Annotated in this window: 11 protein-coding genes; 2 read left to right on the top strand and 9 right to left on the bottom strand. The window is 57.7% G+C overall.

The features are described 5' to 3' along the window. Nucleotides 1-23 precede the first annotated feature (23 nt). From P0M04_RS09545 to murQ, 3 genes are read right to left on the bottom strand one after another with little or no spacing between them, the layout of a single operon-like run. Nucleotides 24-1,166 carry an acyltransferase family protein gene (locus P0M04_RS09545; RefSeq protein ID WP_259451875.1) on the bottom strand — a complete coding sequence of 381 codons (1,143 nt, stop codon included), beginning with the start codon at nucleotides 1,164-1,166 and terminating at the stop codon, nucleotides 24-26. Further along, nucleotides 1,163-2,428 (bottom strand): MFS transporter, encoded by a 1,266-nt coding sequence (locus P0M04_RS09540; RefSeq protein ID WP_259451874.1) that lies wholly within the window; start codon nucleotides 2,426-2,428, stop codon nucleotides 1,163-1,165. The genes P0M04_RS09545 and P0M04_RS09540 overlap by 4 nt, the downstream gene beginning before the upstream one ends. Nucleotides 2,429-2,474: 46 nt before the next feature. Next, nucleotides 2,475-3,356 (bottom strand): N-acetylmuramic acid 6-phosphate etherase, encoded by an 882-nt coding sequence (murQ, locus tag P0M04_RS09535; protein ID WP_259451873.1) that lies wholly within the window; start codon nucleotides 3,354-3,356, stop codon nucleotides 2,475-2,477. Between the two features lie 181 nt (nucleotides 3,357-3,537). Between murQ and P0M04_RS09530 the strand changes: the two genes are divergently transcribed. Further along, the gene (locus P0M04_RS09530; RefSeq protein WP_259451872.1) at nucleotides 3,538-4,827 is read left to right on the top strand and encodes a serine hydrolase domain-containing protein; all 1,290 of its coding nucleotides are present in this window, start codon (nucleotides 3,538-3,540) and stop codon (nucleotides 4,825-4,827) included. Between the two features lie 100 nt (nucleotides 4,828-4,927). Further along, nucleotides 4,928-6,160 carry a D-amino acid dehydrogenase gene (locus P0M04_RS09525; protein WP_259451871.1) on the top strand — a complete coding sequence of 411 codons (1,233 nt, stop codon included), beginning with the start codon at nucleotides 4,928-4,930 and terminating at the stop codon, nucleotides 6,158-6,160. Nucleotides 6,161-6,204: 44 nt separating this feature from the next. Here the strand turns inward: P0M04_RS09525 and P0M04_RS09520 are convergent, their stop codons facing one another. From P0M04_RS09520 to P0M04_RS09495, 6 genes are all read right to left on the bottom strand, one after another. Beyond that, a complete protein-coding gene (locus P0M04_RS09520; RefSeq protein WP_259451870.1) occupies nucleotides 6,205-6,552 on the bottom strand; it encodes a hypothetical protein in 348 nt (115 codons plus the stop codon). A gap of 66 nt (nucleotides 6,553-6,618) precedes the next feature. Further along, nucleotides 6,619-6,885: a PAAR domain-containing protein gene (locus P0M04_RS09515; RefSeq protein WP_259451869.1), complete on the bottom strand. Its 267-nt coding sequence runs from the start codon at nucleotides 6,883-6,885 to the stop codon at nucleotides 6,619-6,621. A 2-nt stretch (nucleotides 6,886-6,887) separates the two neighbouring features. Further along, nucleotides 6,888-8,933, bottom strand: a complete 2,046-nt coding sequence (locus P0M04_RS09510) for a T6SS phospholipase effector Tle1-like catalytic domain-containing protein (protein ID WP_259451868.1) — start codon at nucleotides 8,931-8,933, stop codon at nucleotides 6,888-6,890. Between the two features lies 1 nt (nucleotide 8,934). After that, nucleotides 8,935-9,432, bottom strand: a complete 498-nt coding sequence (locus P0M04_RS09505; RefSeq protein WP_259451867.1) for a hypothetical protein — start codon at nucleotides 9,430-9,432, stop codon at nucleotides 8,935-8,937. A 42-nt stretch (nucleotides 9,433-9,474) separates the two neighbouring features. Continuing rightward, the gene (locus tag P0M04_RS09500) at nucleotides 9,475-10,389 is read right to left on the bottom strand and encodes a DUF4123 domain-containing protein (protein ID WP_259451866.1); all 915 of its coding nucleotides are present in this window, start codon (nucleotides 10,387-10,389) and stop codon (nucleotides 9,475-9,477) included. After that, nucleotides 10,386-12,923: a type VI secretion system Vgr family protein gene (locus P0M04_RS09495; RefSeq protein WP_259451865.1), complete on the bottom strand. Its 2,538-nt coding sequence runs from the start codon at nucleotides 12,921-12,923 to the stop codon at nucleotides 10,386-10,388. The genes P0M04_RS09500 and P0M04_RS09495 overlap by 4 nt, the downstream gene beginning before the upstream one ends. Nucleotides 12,924-13,073 lie beyond the last annotated feature (150 nt).

Raw genomic sequence — 13,073 nt, 5'->3', positions numbered from 1 at the left:
TGATCAGGTTGCAACACCAACTCCTAGACTTTGACGAACCACCGTTTGCGCCACATGCCCCACGCGACGAGGAACATGCACGCATCGAACAACACGGCATGCAGCAGCGACGTATTGACGGCGCCGATAGTCAACGCGGCGATCGGTGCGTACAACACCTGCCCCAGCGTGTGCAGGCTGCCGTCCGGCTGCGCGAATTTTACATAGCCCAGCATTTTCGCGACAAATCCGGAAAACGCAAAGATGAACAATGCGTTCATGCCGTAGATGACGAACGGATGCGTCCAGCGCGCCGCCAGCGTACGTACGCGCGCGGACGGGCTGACGTCCAGCGTCCAGTAAAACGCGGAAAATGCCAGGCAGGCCAGGCCGGTCATCAGGAAGCAGTATGACGGTGTCCACAGGCTCTTGTTGATCGGCATGAGAATGATATCGAGAAACATCCCGATCGCGACGCACGCGATGCCGGCGACGATCAATCCCGCGACCTGCCGGGTGCGTTCCACGCTGGATGCGAGCCAGCGTCCGGCCAGCACGCCGAACAGCTGGCTGCACAGCGCGGGCAAGGTCGAGACGATGCCTTCCGGGTCCCACGTCTTCGACTGCACCCACAGGTGATTGCCCAGCAGCGTGCGGTCGACCCACGCGCCGAAGTCCTGCCCCGGCTCCAGTACGCCGGCGCCGATGCCCGGCACGGGCACGTACAGCATCAGCACGCTGTACAGCGCCAGCACGCCCGCGATGACAGCCAGTTGCGCGCGCCAGCCGCAATACACGACGATGGGCGCGGCCAGCAGGGTGCACAGCGCGATCCGCTGCAGCACGCCGGGGATGCGCACTTTGTCGATATTGAAGTACGGCATGAAGTTCAGCAGGAAGCCGATCAGGAAGATCAGCATGGCGCGCCTGGCCAGCTTGGCGAGCAGCCGCGGCCTGTCGGCACCGGCTGCCGCGAGCCGTCCCAGCGACAGGGCCATCGCCACGCCGCCGATGAACAGGAAGAACGGGAAGATGCAATCGGTGAACGTCCAGCCGTTCCACCTGGCGTGTTCGAGCGGTCCGTACAGATGGCCCCAGTCGCCCGGATTATTCACCAGCACCATCGCGGCGATGGTGAAGCCGCGGAAGGCGTCGAGCGATATCAGGCGCGTGGCTGCGTTGCTCACTTCTTCCCGAACTCCGGATCGATCTTGACCAGGGCCGCCATCGCGAAGGCAGGAATCGTCGCGAGACAGGTCCAGATGAAGAAATGCTGGTAGCCGATCATCTCCTGCAGCTTGCCGCTCCACATGCCCGGCACCATCATGCCGAGCGCCATCAGGCCCGTGCAGATCGCGTAATGCGCCGTCTTGTACGGGCCTTCCGACACCATGATCATGTACATCAGCATGGCAGTAAAACCGAAGCCGTAGCCGAACTGCTCGATCGCGAGGAAGCCGCAGATGACGCCGAAGTTCTGCGGCTGCGCGGACGACAAGTACACGAACACGAGGTCCGGCAGGTGCACGGCAAAGACCATCAGCCACAGGCAGCGTTTCAGGCCCAGACGCGAGATCAGATAACCGCCGAACAGGCCGCCGATGGTCAGCGCGATGATGCCGATGGTGCCGTACGCGGTGCCGTACTGCTCGGTCGTGAGGCCCAGTCCGCCCGCACTGACCGGATCTTTCAAGAATGGCGCGACGAGTTTCAACAGCTGGGACTCGCCCAGGCGGAACGTCAGGATAAAACCGAGGATCAGCCAGATGTCGCGCTTGCGGAAGAAGCTGGCGAAGGTGGCGAAGAAGCTGGCGAGCGGATTGGTGCCCTCGGCCGCCTTGTGATCCGTGTCCGGCCGGGGCAGCACGGCCTGGTGCCACGCGCACAACGCGAAGAACAGACCGCACAGCACGAAGAACACGATGCTCCACGCCTGGTGCACGTCGCCCAGCGATGTCGAGAGATGGCCGGCCAGGATCACGAGCGGTCCCTGCGCGGCCAGTGTCGCGAGCCGATAAAACGTCGAGCGCACGCCGACATACGCGGCCTGCTGCTGCTGGCGCAGGCCCAGCATATAAAAGCCGTCGGCGGAAATGTCGTGCGTGGCGGACGCAAACGCCATCACCCACATGACGGCCAGGCTGATCATGAAGAACGAGGGTAGGTGGAGCGTCCCGCCGACGGCCCCCAGCGCGGCCGCCAGCACCAGTTGCAGAGACACCGTCCAGCCGCGCTTGGTGCCGAACAGGTCGACCACGGGCGACCACAGCGGCTTGATCACCCACGGGAGGTATAGCAGGCTCGTATAGAAGGCGATGTCGGTGTTGGACAGCCCCATGTCCTTGTACATGATGACGGACAGGCTGTTGGCGACGATGTAGGGGATGGCCTGGCCGAAATACAACGAGGGCACCCACAGCCACGGGTTCTTGGATTGCGTAGTCTGCATGTTCTTTCGTCGTCGGCCGGCGGGCGTTGCTGGGGCCCGCGCCGCGTCAGCCGGCCAGGGCGGCGCGCACGCTGCCGCGCGCGCGCTCCAGCAGGTCACGCGCCTGCTCGACAGGGATGTTCTTGGACAAGGCCACGATCGCGACCTTGACATGGAAGTCGCACTGCGCCAGCACCGCGCGGGCCGCCTCTTCATCGGCCCCGGTCGCGAACGACGTCAGGCGGATGGCACGGCGGACCAGCTTGGCATTGGTCGCCTTCAAGTCTACCATCAGGTTGCCATAAACCTTGTTCAAACGCACCATCAAGGCGCTGGAGAAGGTGTTCAGCGCGATCTTCTGCGACGTGCCCGCTTTTAAACGCGTGCTGCCGGAGATGGCTTCCGGGCCCGTGTCCAGCGTGACGCCGATCTCGGCCTCGCCTGCGACGGGCGCCTCCGGATTGTTGGCGAAACCGATCGTCAGCGCCCCGGCCGCGCGCGCGGCGCGCAGGGCGCCCAGCACGTATGGCGTCGCGCCCGATGCGGCGATGGCCAGCACGACGTCGTCCGGCCCCACGTTCGCTTGGCGGACGTCGGCCGCGCCCTGCTCCACATCGTCCTCCGCGCCTTCGACGGCGACGAACATCGCATCCGTTCCGCCCGCCAGCAGCGCGACGGCGCGCTCGTGCGGCCAGGAGAACGTCGGGTACAGCTCGACGCTGTCCAGCACGCCCAGCCGGCCCGACGTCCCGGCGCCCACGTACACGAGGCGCCCGCCCCGCTCCATCCGGGGCAGCGCGGCGGTGACGGCTGCGGCGATGCGCGGCGCGGCGGCGCGGACGGCCTCGACGGCCTTGAACTGGTCGTCGACGAGCACGTTCACCAGCTCGGCGGTGGGATATTGATCGAGGGACGCGTGTTGCGGGGCGGGGGTTTCGGTGTTCAGCATCGCGTTGTTGTTCGAGTCGGATGTGCGGGCATGACCAGTGTAATCCCAATGCCGCCGGGTCTGTCATGAAAGGATCGGCCGTTGTCATTCCGAAAAGTTATGCGGGATTGACATCGCTGTATTTGCCCGGCGCGGGCCGAGTCCGTATTCTCGCCTGCATAGCCATCATATGGGGATGACGATGAACAGAGCGCGACGGAATATGCTGGGCATGGCGTTGCTGGGGGCTGCCGGACCGTTGCTGGCCGCGCCGCCCCGCCGGCTGGATAGGGAACTCGCCGCCATCGCCACGGATCCGGCGTGCGAACTGGCGAGCCTGTCCGTGCTGGCGATCCGCGCCGGGCAGGTCAGCTACGCGTATCAATCCGGCCGGCGCTTCATCGGGCACGACGGTCTGCCGGACAAGCCCGTCGGGCCGGATACGCTGTTCCGCATCGCGTCGATTTCCAAGATGATGACGACGCTAGGGCTGATGCGCTTGCTCGAAGACGGCAAGGTGAATCTGGACGCCGACGTCTCCGGCTATCTCGGTTTTACGTTGCGCAATCCCCATTTCCCCGAGCGGTTGATTACCCTGCGCCACCTGCTCACGCACACTTCATCACTGCGCGACGATGCCGGCTATTCATGGGGCGCGGACGTCGCGCTGAAGGATGTCATCGACGCCCGGATGTTCGCGGCCAACGCGGGGCCGGGCGAGTACTTCACGTACTGCAACCTAGGCTGGGGGGTGATCGGCACCGTGATGGAGAGAGTCACGGGCGAACGCTTCGACCGCCTGATGCGGCGCCTGCTGATCGAGCCACTGGGCTTGCAGGCGGGCTATCTCCCTTCTGAACTGCCTCCGGCGGCGCTGGCCAATCTGGCGACGCTGTACCGCAAGCGCACGGTCGACACGGAAGTGTGGGACCCGGCCGGGCCGTGGATCGCCCAGGTCGACGACTACAGCGTCAAGCCGCCTCCTGCGATCGACCGTTACGTCATCGGTACGAACGCCACGCCGTTCAGCCCGACCGGCGGCTTGCGCATCAGCGCGCGCGACATGGGGATCGTGATGCGTATGCTGATGGGGCAAGGCCCGCAGCTGTTGAAGCCGGCGACGCTGTCGCTGATGTTCAGCCGTCAATGGACGTATGACGGCCGCAACGGCGACACGGCGGATGGGCTGTTTCACTGCTGGGGTCTCGGCAATGAACAGTTCCCGGACGAAACGGAGACGCGGTTGGTCGAGGGTGGCGGCTTTCCGGCCGTCGGCCATCTGGGCGATGCGTATGGACTGATGTCGGTGTTCGCTTTCGATCCGAAGCGCCGCAACGGGATGATCGTGCTGGTGGGCGGCACGTCGACAGATCCGTTCGGGCCCGCCAACAAGGGCAAGTATTCGTCGCTGGCGCGGTTCCAGGAGCGCATCCTGACTGCCCTGTATCGGGGCGCAAATCGTGCCCAACTCGTGCCCAACAACAGTGCATAACATGAACACCGGTTATGCCCGGCCGCTCTACATTCATTAGCCGAGCGTAAGGCCAGCCCCTTAAGCTTCTTCGCATGTCCATGATCAAAAGCGTGCTCGGATGCAACAAGTAATCGTCATCGGCGGCGGCGTCGTCGGCCTGACCTCGGCATGGTGGCTCCTCGAAGCCGGCTACCGGGTCACGCTGCTGGAACGCGCACCGGGCGTGGGCACCGGCACGAGCTACAGCAACGGCGGGCAACTGAGCTACCGCTACGTGTCGCCGCTGGCGGATGCCGGGGTGCCGCTGAAGGCCCTGAAATGGCTGTTCCAGGAACACGGCCCGCTGCGTTTCCGCCCGCAATTCGACGCGCACCAGTGGCGCTGGCTGGCCGCCTTCCTCGCCAACTGCCGCGCCGACATCAATCGCAAAACGACGAATAAATTGCTGCAACTGGGCGAGCTGTCGCGCCGCGCGATGGCATCGCTGGAACCCGTCGTGCCGCTGGAGGCGTTCGAATGGCGCGACGCGGGCAAGCTGGTCGTCTACCGCACGCGCGCCGCGTTCGACGCGGCCGCCGCGAAGCCGAATGCCGGCGCCGTGTGGGAGGCGTCCGAATGCGTCGCGCACGAACCCGCGCTGGCCGCGATGGAAGACAAGCTTGCCGGTGGCATCTACAACGGCGGCGAAGCGGTGGCGGACTGCTACGCCTTTTGCGTGGCGCTGGCCGAGCGCATCGGTGCGCATCCGCGCTTCTCAGGCTTCGTGCATGGCAAGGCGCAGCGCTTCGTCGTCGGTAACGGTCGCATCACCGGCGTGCGGACGTCGGACGGGATGCTGTCGGCCGACGCGTACGTGCTGGCGGCCGGTATGCAGAGCCGCATGCTTGGGGAATCGGCGGGTCTCTCGTTGCCGATTTATCCGCTGAAGGGCTACAGCCTGACGGCGCCGATCCGTCAGGACGACGTCGCGCCCGAGATCAGCGTCACCGACTTCGAACGCAAGGTGCTGTATGCGCGCATCGGCGACAAGCTGCGGGTGGCGGCCATGGTCGACATGGTCGGCGAAGACCTGAGCCTGAATGCGCATCGGCTGGACAGTCTCACGCGCCAGGTGAAGGAAACGATGCCGCGCGCGGCCGATTACACGCAGATCACGCCGTGGGCCGGGCTGCGGCCGGCGACGCCGAACAGTGCGCCGATCATTGGGGCGACACCGTATTCGAATCTATGGCTGAACGTGGGGCATGGGCCGCTGGGGTTCACGTTTGCTTGTGGGACGGCGAGTTTGCTGGCGAATCTCATGCGGGGGCAGGCGCCGCCGTTTGGGTTGGATGGGTTGATGCTGTCCTAACTGCTGTCGACCCGCATTACACTCCTGCATACGCAGATGGGTCGCTACACCCGAAACGAACCGGCAAAATAACTACTTATTGCCGGCCAAACGGCAAGTGCAATCGCCATAGGAATCAAGCCAAAAACGCGTGCAAGTATGGGGAAGCCTTGAAAGTAGGCGACCGCTTTTTTATAACAACGGAAAGCGAAGTAGAGGGCAAGTGGGAACAACACAAGAATCGGAAGCATCAACCACCAAGTAAAGAACAGTAAGAACGTAGACAGCAGAGAAATTGCAGCCTCAAAAATCATGAATTGATTTTGACGATACACGTTGCGTGTGAAATATAAAAATAGCAGCAACGCCCAAAGAACTGGAGCAGCCAGCCAGATGAATTGGAAAAACACCATAGCATTTATCGTCAATAAAAATTCAATTTTGCACAACGTACACCGATTACGCCGGCTGATGCCAGGCTATCCTTGAGTCGCATCTATGGCACTGGCGATCAGCGAGCAGCCGCACGCAGTTTTGTGTCCGTGCAGTGCGACACTGCGGCCGCCGACACTAAATACAGGGCAACCTTCGACGATCTCATTAGTGCCGTGTCCCGGTAGCGGACACGAGACCATATCTCCCTTGCGTGCAATGCCAATGCCACGCAACGTATGCACCGGTGATGCGGTGATCACGACACCGCCATGCGTCGTTTGATCTCCAAGCCGGACAATTGCTAGCGTCATTTTTAGATGCCAATCACCGAACGCACGGAATGCCAGCCGTCTTCCACCGCCTTCATGCCGGCATCTACAGCGTGACCAACACTTTTTGCAGTTCCTGCAGTACCGTTGTATATCTGATTGCCGACATCGTTAGCCATTTTTTGAGATGCATCGGCCAATTCCCCAGCCTTTCGCTGGGTGGCATCCGCCAACTCGGCCGCTTTTTTCTGGGTGGCCTCGGCAACGGCGCTGGCCTGTTTCTTGGCCGTATCGATCGACGTAACCACTATCTGCTTGCCTCGCTTGACCGTTGAAATGATCACCTGCTTACTGCTCTGATAAACCTCAACCGTATAATTGACGCCTACATGGACCGTATCGACAACAAACTTTTCGCCAACTCGATAAGTACGTGTCGCAATTAGCTTGCCCTCTTCCCAAGTCTCGACAACGACACCCTCAGCGCGGTGGTACACCTTGATGACGCCATTTTTGATAGTGGTAAGCGTATCGTTTATCCAGCCAAGTCCCTGCGCCAACACGTTCCTTGACGATTCGGCCATACCACGTGCGGTAAAGTAGCTGAATGGTTCAAGAGTGTGTATGAACCCGGCTTTCGAGTCATGCACATAGTGCCGTATGAAATTGAGTACTGATTCCGGGGCAGTCGCGTTCCATGCGTCCAGTCGCCATCTCGCGGAACGGACCTGCATACCATACATTTTTCCCTTTATGAATACTGCCCCACAAGGACTATCTGCGGGAATCCCAGGATCACTTGCTTTCGCATTTTTTTCCTGAGCCATATGTAAAGCGGCTTCGAAAGCAATTCCCCGGTGACCCCATCCTTTATACCCCTCTGTTTCATTTTCTAACTGCACAAGATCTGGCGTTTTAACTTTTCGTCGCGTCATCGTACCCCATGCAGAATACAACGCCTTCATGTGAGCTGTTACGGCTTGCTCGACGGTTTCGTGCACACCTACTGAGCTCATGTATTTTGTGTATGCGATAAGAGTATCAGGCTTGATCTCGAAACACGCTTTGAAGGCCACGGCATCAATTTTACTAATGTCATCATAGTCGGCCATGCGAACACCGCTTTTACAAGCTTCTCGCATCATGTCCCGCATCGGGATGCGTGCATAATTGTTTGAAATTCCTTGGCAGACGGGTTCATATCCTCCCCCAACATCAGAATGGGCACCGGGGTAAACCGTCTCCGTCCAATTTGGCTCGAGTTTGCCGTTCTTTCGAATAAGATCAACTGGAAACGAAAAACGCAGCTCATGTGCTGCGACAAAATGCACACAACGGTCAACGGCATGCGGAACAACAAGGTTTCTTTCATCAAATAGTTGATCGACGTTTTTCGCTGGCACCCCAAATGAAGCGACTGTATCAAATAGTCCCATAAAATTGAAACGAATAGGCACACCGTTATAACGAAGTACCTCATCTGAGCCACGAGTGGTTTCGTTTAATATATTGTTGCTAAATGCACGAGCCAACGAAGCCCCGCGCGAAAACCCAAAAATCGAAAGGTTAATTATCTTGATGAGACCGTGTGCCTCCAGCGCCTTGGCAAAGTCCCGGATATTAGCAGGCTTTCCTTTCTCGATATAGGGCGATAATGAAAGGTTTAATTTTTCGACGCTTTTCGAAAGCACTGTACGCAGACGGTCATTGACGCTTGCTTCACCATAATCCGTTCGATGGCTGCCTCCGGCGCCCAAGCCCATTCCAAATGTATCGCCGTCTTGGATCTCAATTAATTTCTCATCCATCCAATCTGTCGCCTTACCGTTAAACTGAGTCCCTACGCCGGAAATATAAATTGCATAATTCGAATTGTCGTCGTCATCGACAAGATACTGTGCTGCGCGCCATAGATGCGCGAGATTGCTCCACCTCATTAAGGGCTCGTCAACGGTTTTGTTGTTTCCAGTGCCATCAAAGAATATGCTAATGTTAATCACATCGGAGCAATCCTGTTTTGTGTCCGGTTTCGTTTTTGGTGCATCGCGATTTGCGCTTCGGGCAGCAGCTAATTTGGCATTTTTTTCCACTTTATTTCCTCGTTGCCTTTATTTTCTTTCCACGCACAGTTCGCTCTGGCATAGTTTCGGAAAAAGTAACCTCAGCGGTATCATCTGGGTAAAGATGCAGGCCCAAGTATTTAGTCCCTTTGGGAATTTGTTCAGGCGAAATTACTAATGTATTTCTAACTTTCATGTTTTCGCCATTTCGAGGAGTTCCTTCTGGCCCACCCAGAGTCCAAGTCAACGTCTGCACGCCAAAAGGAATACGCACTCCTGTAATGAGTCCCGTGCCACCATAGCTGTTCATGACCCCGAGGTCTTCTCCGTTGAACATGATGTCGCTGATCGGACGGTCAAGATTTGAAAACATTTCAACGTCTAACACAATATATTTTTGCATTGTTTTCGCCCCATTTCCGCATGCAACTAACGGCATCAAAAGACCCGTTCCAATTATCGCAAGTGCGCTTCGCCTACGAAGAAGCCCGAATTTCGATTTATTAATTTTTTTCTTATGCTCACTCATAAAAAAACCCCAAATTCATCTTGATTATTTTATCTGTTCTGATCACGGAAACTGTTCCATTGCCACATCAAAACTGATTGCCCCGACCTTAACTTGCTCTAACAATGCAGCAATAGTTGCATTGGTTTGAAGCGCGTCTCCATAAATCAATGCCGTGCATATGCAGTTCAAAATGTCTCGCATCCCAAACAATTTCAGCTTCCGGGCTTCAAAGAGATGTTTTTCGATTACCTTGTACTGCTGCGATGGTGGAATCTCCCAAAGCAGCTGCGGCTGATTTTCCTTGATCATGTCTAGCAGTTGGTCAGGCACACCTGCCTCCACTAGCATATCTACCTGCACTTGGGTAAATTTGAGCGGCAAAGTGACCAGGTGCGCAGCAACTGCCTCGACGTTATCCCTCGGCAGGATTTGTTGAGGATTGCCGTCGCGATCCCAATACCACCACGCGACTATCCCATGCATCAGACGCGAGCGTTGGCGCTCGCTCAATACCGGTGCCGGCACGTGCAAGGTGAAGTCGCTTGCTTGCCCAGTCAAAGTCCCGAGCACGGCAGGATCCCAAAACGCAAAGATCATGTCGGTATCGTCGGGCAGGAGGATCTCGGAAAATGCTGCCAAATGGTCCCATAAGGTGTCGAAGGAGAGCCCGCTGGCCAACAACGTAAAACTGGCCGGGTGCTGGGCTCCGCCGCGAAGAATGACCGGCCAAATGTCTGCGTCAGCGGCAAGTGGTGAGAGCTCCAGCAAATGTGGGGCGTAGTCCTCGATGTCTGAATCCAGCGCTGCCGGCAGCAGACATTTGCTACGCACACCGATGCCATGGTTTTCGAATTTCTGGAGCAGTGACTTGTCCTGAGCCTTGTCGATGATTGCGTAGCAGGTAAGGTCCTGGTTATCGAAAGCCGTTGCCAGATTCAATTCGAAAGTAGCCGCTTCCAGCGGAGCGATCTTCATTGCTGGGCTCCCTTATTGACGAAAGCGCTTCGCTGCTTCGCACGTTTTTTCAGGCATTCCAGACAAACTTCCTTGGGAAGCGTCGGCAGTGAGTAAGCCATGGTCTTTGGCCCCGGCACGGAGAAATCGGAAGTGTGGCTGATGCGTTTACCGCTTGTCATGTCCGTAATTCCTGAGCCATTGATCTTGATGGCAGAGCCGTCGGCGCCAATCACGATCTCCTTTTTTGCGAAGATTTCGATCCGGTCGGTGGCCGACAGGAGCCGCAACACCTTCTCCGCGATAATGTCGATATCTCCGTTTTGGGCCTGGATTTCGACTTTTCCTTTGGCAGCAAACAGCTTGATGCCGGCGTTGTAGGCGAACAGGCTGATTTTTTCCTTGATGCTGGCAATCAGGCTTTTGCCCACGGCCAAGTTGGTGTCGGCACCCGAAGACACCGTCATCTGGTCACTGCTGTGGATATGGGTGCTTTTGGGCGTGCTCAGCCCTATGCCGGCAGGCGAGGCGATCAGCAGCACGGGATCGGCAAAACGATTGGCCTGCTCTTGGCCGGGCCCGCTGTACTGCGCCTGCGTGGCGCCGATGAATTCCTGGAGTGCTTCCTGTCCCGGTAGCGCCGAAGCATTAGACTTCTCGGCAACTTCCGACAAGTTGTTCGTGAGCTCCTGTGCTTCTTTTAACTGATCGCGCGCTTCACGTACGTCCAGTTGCGTACCTTTCGGGCCTGGGCGACCATAGGTGCTGATGTACAGCCCCTGTTGCGCCGTAATGGCCCCGTAGGCATCCGAGCTGAGCGCAAAACCAGAGCCATAAAAACCAGAACGATAATTCCCCTGTTGGCCAATCAGATAGCCGAGACTGAGCTGCGCATTCGTGTGACTGCTGAACAGCTGCGCCCGGTTCTGTTCGGATGTGTCATCCATGACCAGCTGGTTAAACCCGGCGCCTTTGTATTCTTTTGATTTGTAACCGGACAGGCGGCCGTCGCTATGCCAATGCGGCGCCTGCTCGCCGTTGTAGATACGTCCCGTAATGATCGGCCGGTCCGCGTCCCCGTCGAGGAAGGTGATGATCACTTCTTGACCGATGCGCGGAACATGCACGGCACCCCACCCCTCGCCCGCATTCGGATAGCTGACACGTACCCAGCAGGATGCCTTTTCGTCACCAGGGGTGAGCCGGTCCCAATGAAAGCGTACTTTCACCCGGTTCAGGTTATCGGTATAGATTTCTTCATCGGCAGGGCCCACAACGGTCGCCGTCTGCGCATGCATGGTCGGCTTGGCGTGGGTGAACGGGCTGCGGTATTCGACGATACGGCGTTGCACCTCGAAACGATTAAAACAGTGACCGGTACGGCTATTCTCTGCACCCAGCACTGCATTTTGAGGGTCGGCCAGCCCTGCTTCTGCAACAAATTTGAGCAGCTGGCCCTTTAGACTGTCCGAAAACTCTTTCTGGGTCTTAGACAGGGGCAAGTTGTTTTCGATAGACCATTCAACATTTAAGACAACAAACTGACGGTCCTCGTCGGCAGTCTCTTTATGGCTTGGGTGGTTGGTGAGCGTGAACCATCTGCCTACTGGCAAATGCCGTACACCTGATGTGCCGAAAAAGCGTTTGGCGCGGGACTCCCACTCCTGCACGCGCACGCGCGACTGGTCGGTGCCATGTGCTACACCCGAGCTCGTGTAGGCACCAGTGTATTCGTAGACCTCCAGCTGTGACGGAATGCAGCCGTGGTCCGGAAAAATCTGCATGCCGTTCTCGTTATTATTGCGCGGCGCTTTGTAGTCGAAAGTCCTTGTTGAAAGCTGGCTGTTCAGGAGCGTGCGTGCCGCGCCCCACTGGACAATCTTGTTGATCTCATCGGTGATGCCGGCTCGATGGAAGGCGATTTCTTTGGGCTGAAGCGGCCTCAGGTTGTACACGGAATCGGTGATGACCCACTCGTGGCCGCGACCGTCCGGCGCCTGCTCGATATACCCGTACCAGCCTTCGCTCTCCAGCATGCGCATGACGAAATGCCAGTCAGTTTCGTACTGTGTGCAATAGGAGCGAGACCGTGCCGTCTGGTTCAGTTCGAATTTGAACCGGCCGCGACATTGAGGATGGCCATTCAATACGGCCGAGATGATCTGCTCTGCATTTTTATCCTGCCAAATGCGTGCGTCTTTTCGAAACTTGAGGAAGTGGAAACAGCTCGAAAAACCGATTTGGTACGCTGTGAGCTGCCCATCACTGCCAAGCTTTTTGACAGTATGGACGTATCCATGCACCGGCAGATAGCTCGCATCAATCTGCAACGTCCAAAGGGTGACTTCTTGGGCGATAAGCTGCTTGAGCTCGATATCAGGGTTCAGCGACAGTAGATCTACGGTGTAATCAAATCCTTCGCTGATGCGGTCAACACCATGAGCCCGCTGTGGAAGCAAGGTGTTGGCGCCAAGGAGAGTGTCCAGCTTCAGCAGCCGTCTTTCCTGGCCGATTTTTCCAAACAAACTGTCTGCAAGCTGCCTCGAGTCACCCATATGATCCGACTCCTGTTCAACTCACCCATCGAAAAATAATCGATAATGATGCTTTACAGAAAGATTGAACTCATCGAAATAATTCGGTATAGCAACGATGAGACGAGCAAATGTAAATCATTGCTCTGGGTATACTTTGACGAGGGTCAC

The organism is Telluria mixta (assembly GCF_029223865.1).
Lineage (GTDB): Bacteria > Pseudomonadota > Gammaproteobacteria > Burkholderiales > Burkholderiaceae_D > Telluria > Telluria mixta.
This window is presented reverse-complemented; position numbering and strand designations above follow the sequence as displayed.

Bases quoted from the DNA above. Each gene is read 5' to 3' on its own strand.
- P0M04_RS09515 (WP_259451869.1), bottom strand. From the start codon at position 6,885: ATGACGCTAGCAATTGTCCGGCTTGGAGATCAAACGACGCATGGCGGT.
- murQ (WP_259451873.1), bottom strand. From the start codon at position 3,356: ATGCTGAACACCGAAACCCCCGCCCCGCAACACGCGTCCCTCGATCAA.
- P0M04_RS09495 (WP_259451865.1), bottom strand. From the start codon at position 12,923: ATGGGTGACTCGAGGCAGCTTGCAGACAGTTTGTTTGGAAAAATCGGC.
- P0M04_RS09500 (WP_259451866.1), bottom strand. From the start codon at position 10,389: ATGAAGATCGCTCCGCTGGAAGCGGCTACTTTCGAATTGAATCTGGCA.
- P0M04_RS09530 (WP_259451872.1), top strand. From the start codon at position 3,538: ATGAACAGAGCGCGACGGAATATGCTGGGCATGGCGTTGCTGGGGGCT.
- P0M04_RS09540 (WP_259451874.1), bottom strand. From the start codon at position 2,428: ATGCAGACTACGCAATCCAAGAACCCGTGGCTGTGGGTGCCCTCGTTG.
- P0M04_RS09505 (WP_259451867.1), bottom strand. From the start codon at position 9,432: ATGAGTGAGCATAAGAAAAAAATTAATAAATCGAAATTCGGGCTTCTT.
- P0M04_RS09520 (WP_259451870.1), bottom strand. From the start codon at position 6,552: ATGGTGTTTTTCCAATTCATCTGGCTGGCTGCTCCAGTTCTTTGGGCG.
- P0M04_RS09525 (WP_259451871.1), top strand. From the start codon at position 4,928: ATGCAACAAGTAATCGTCATCGGCGGCGGCGTCGTCGGCCTGACCTCG.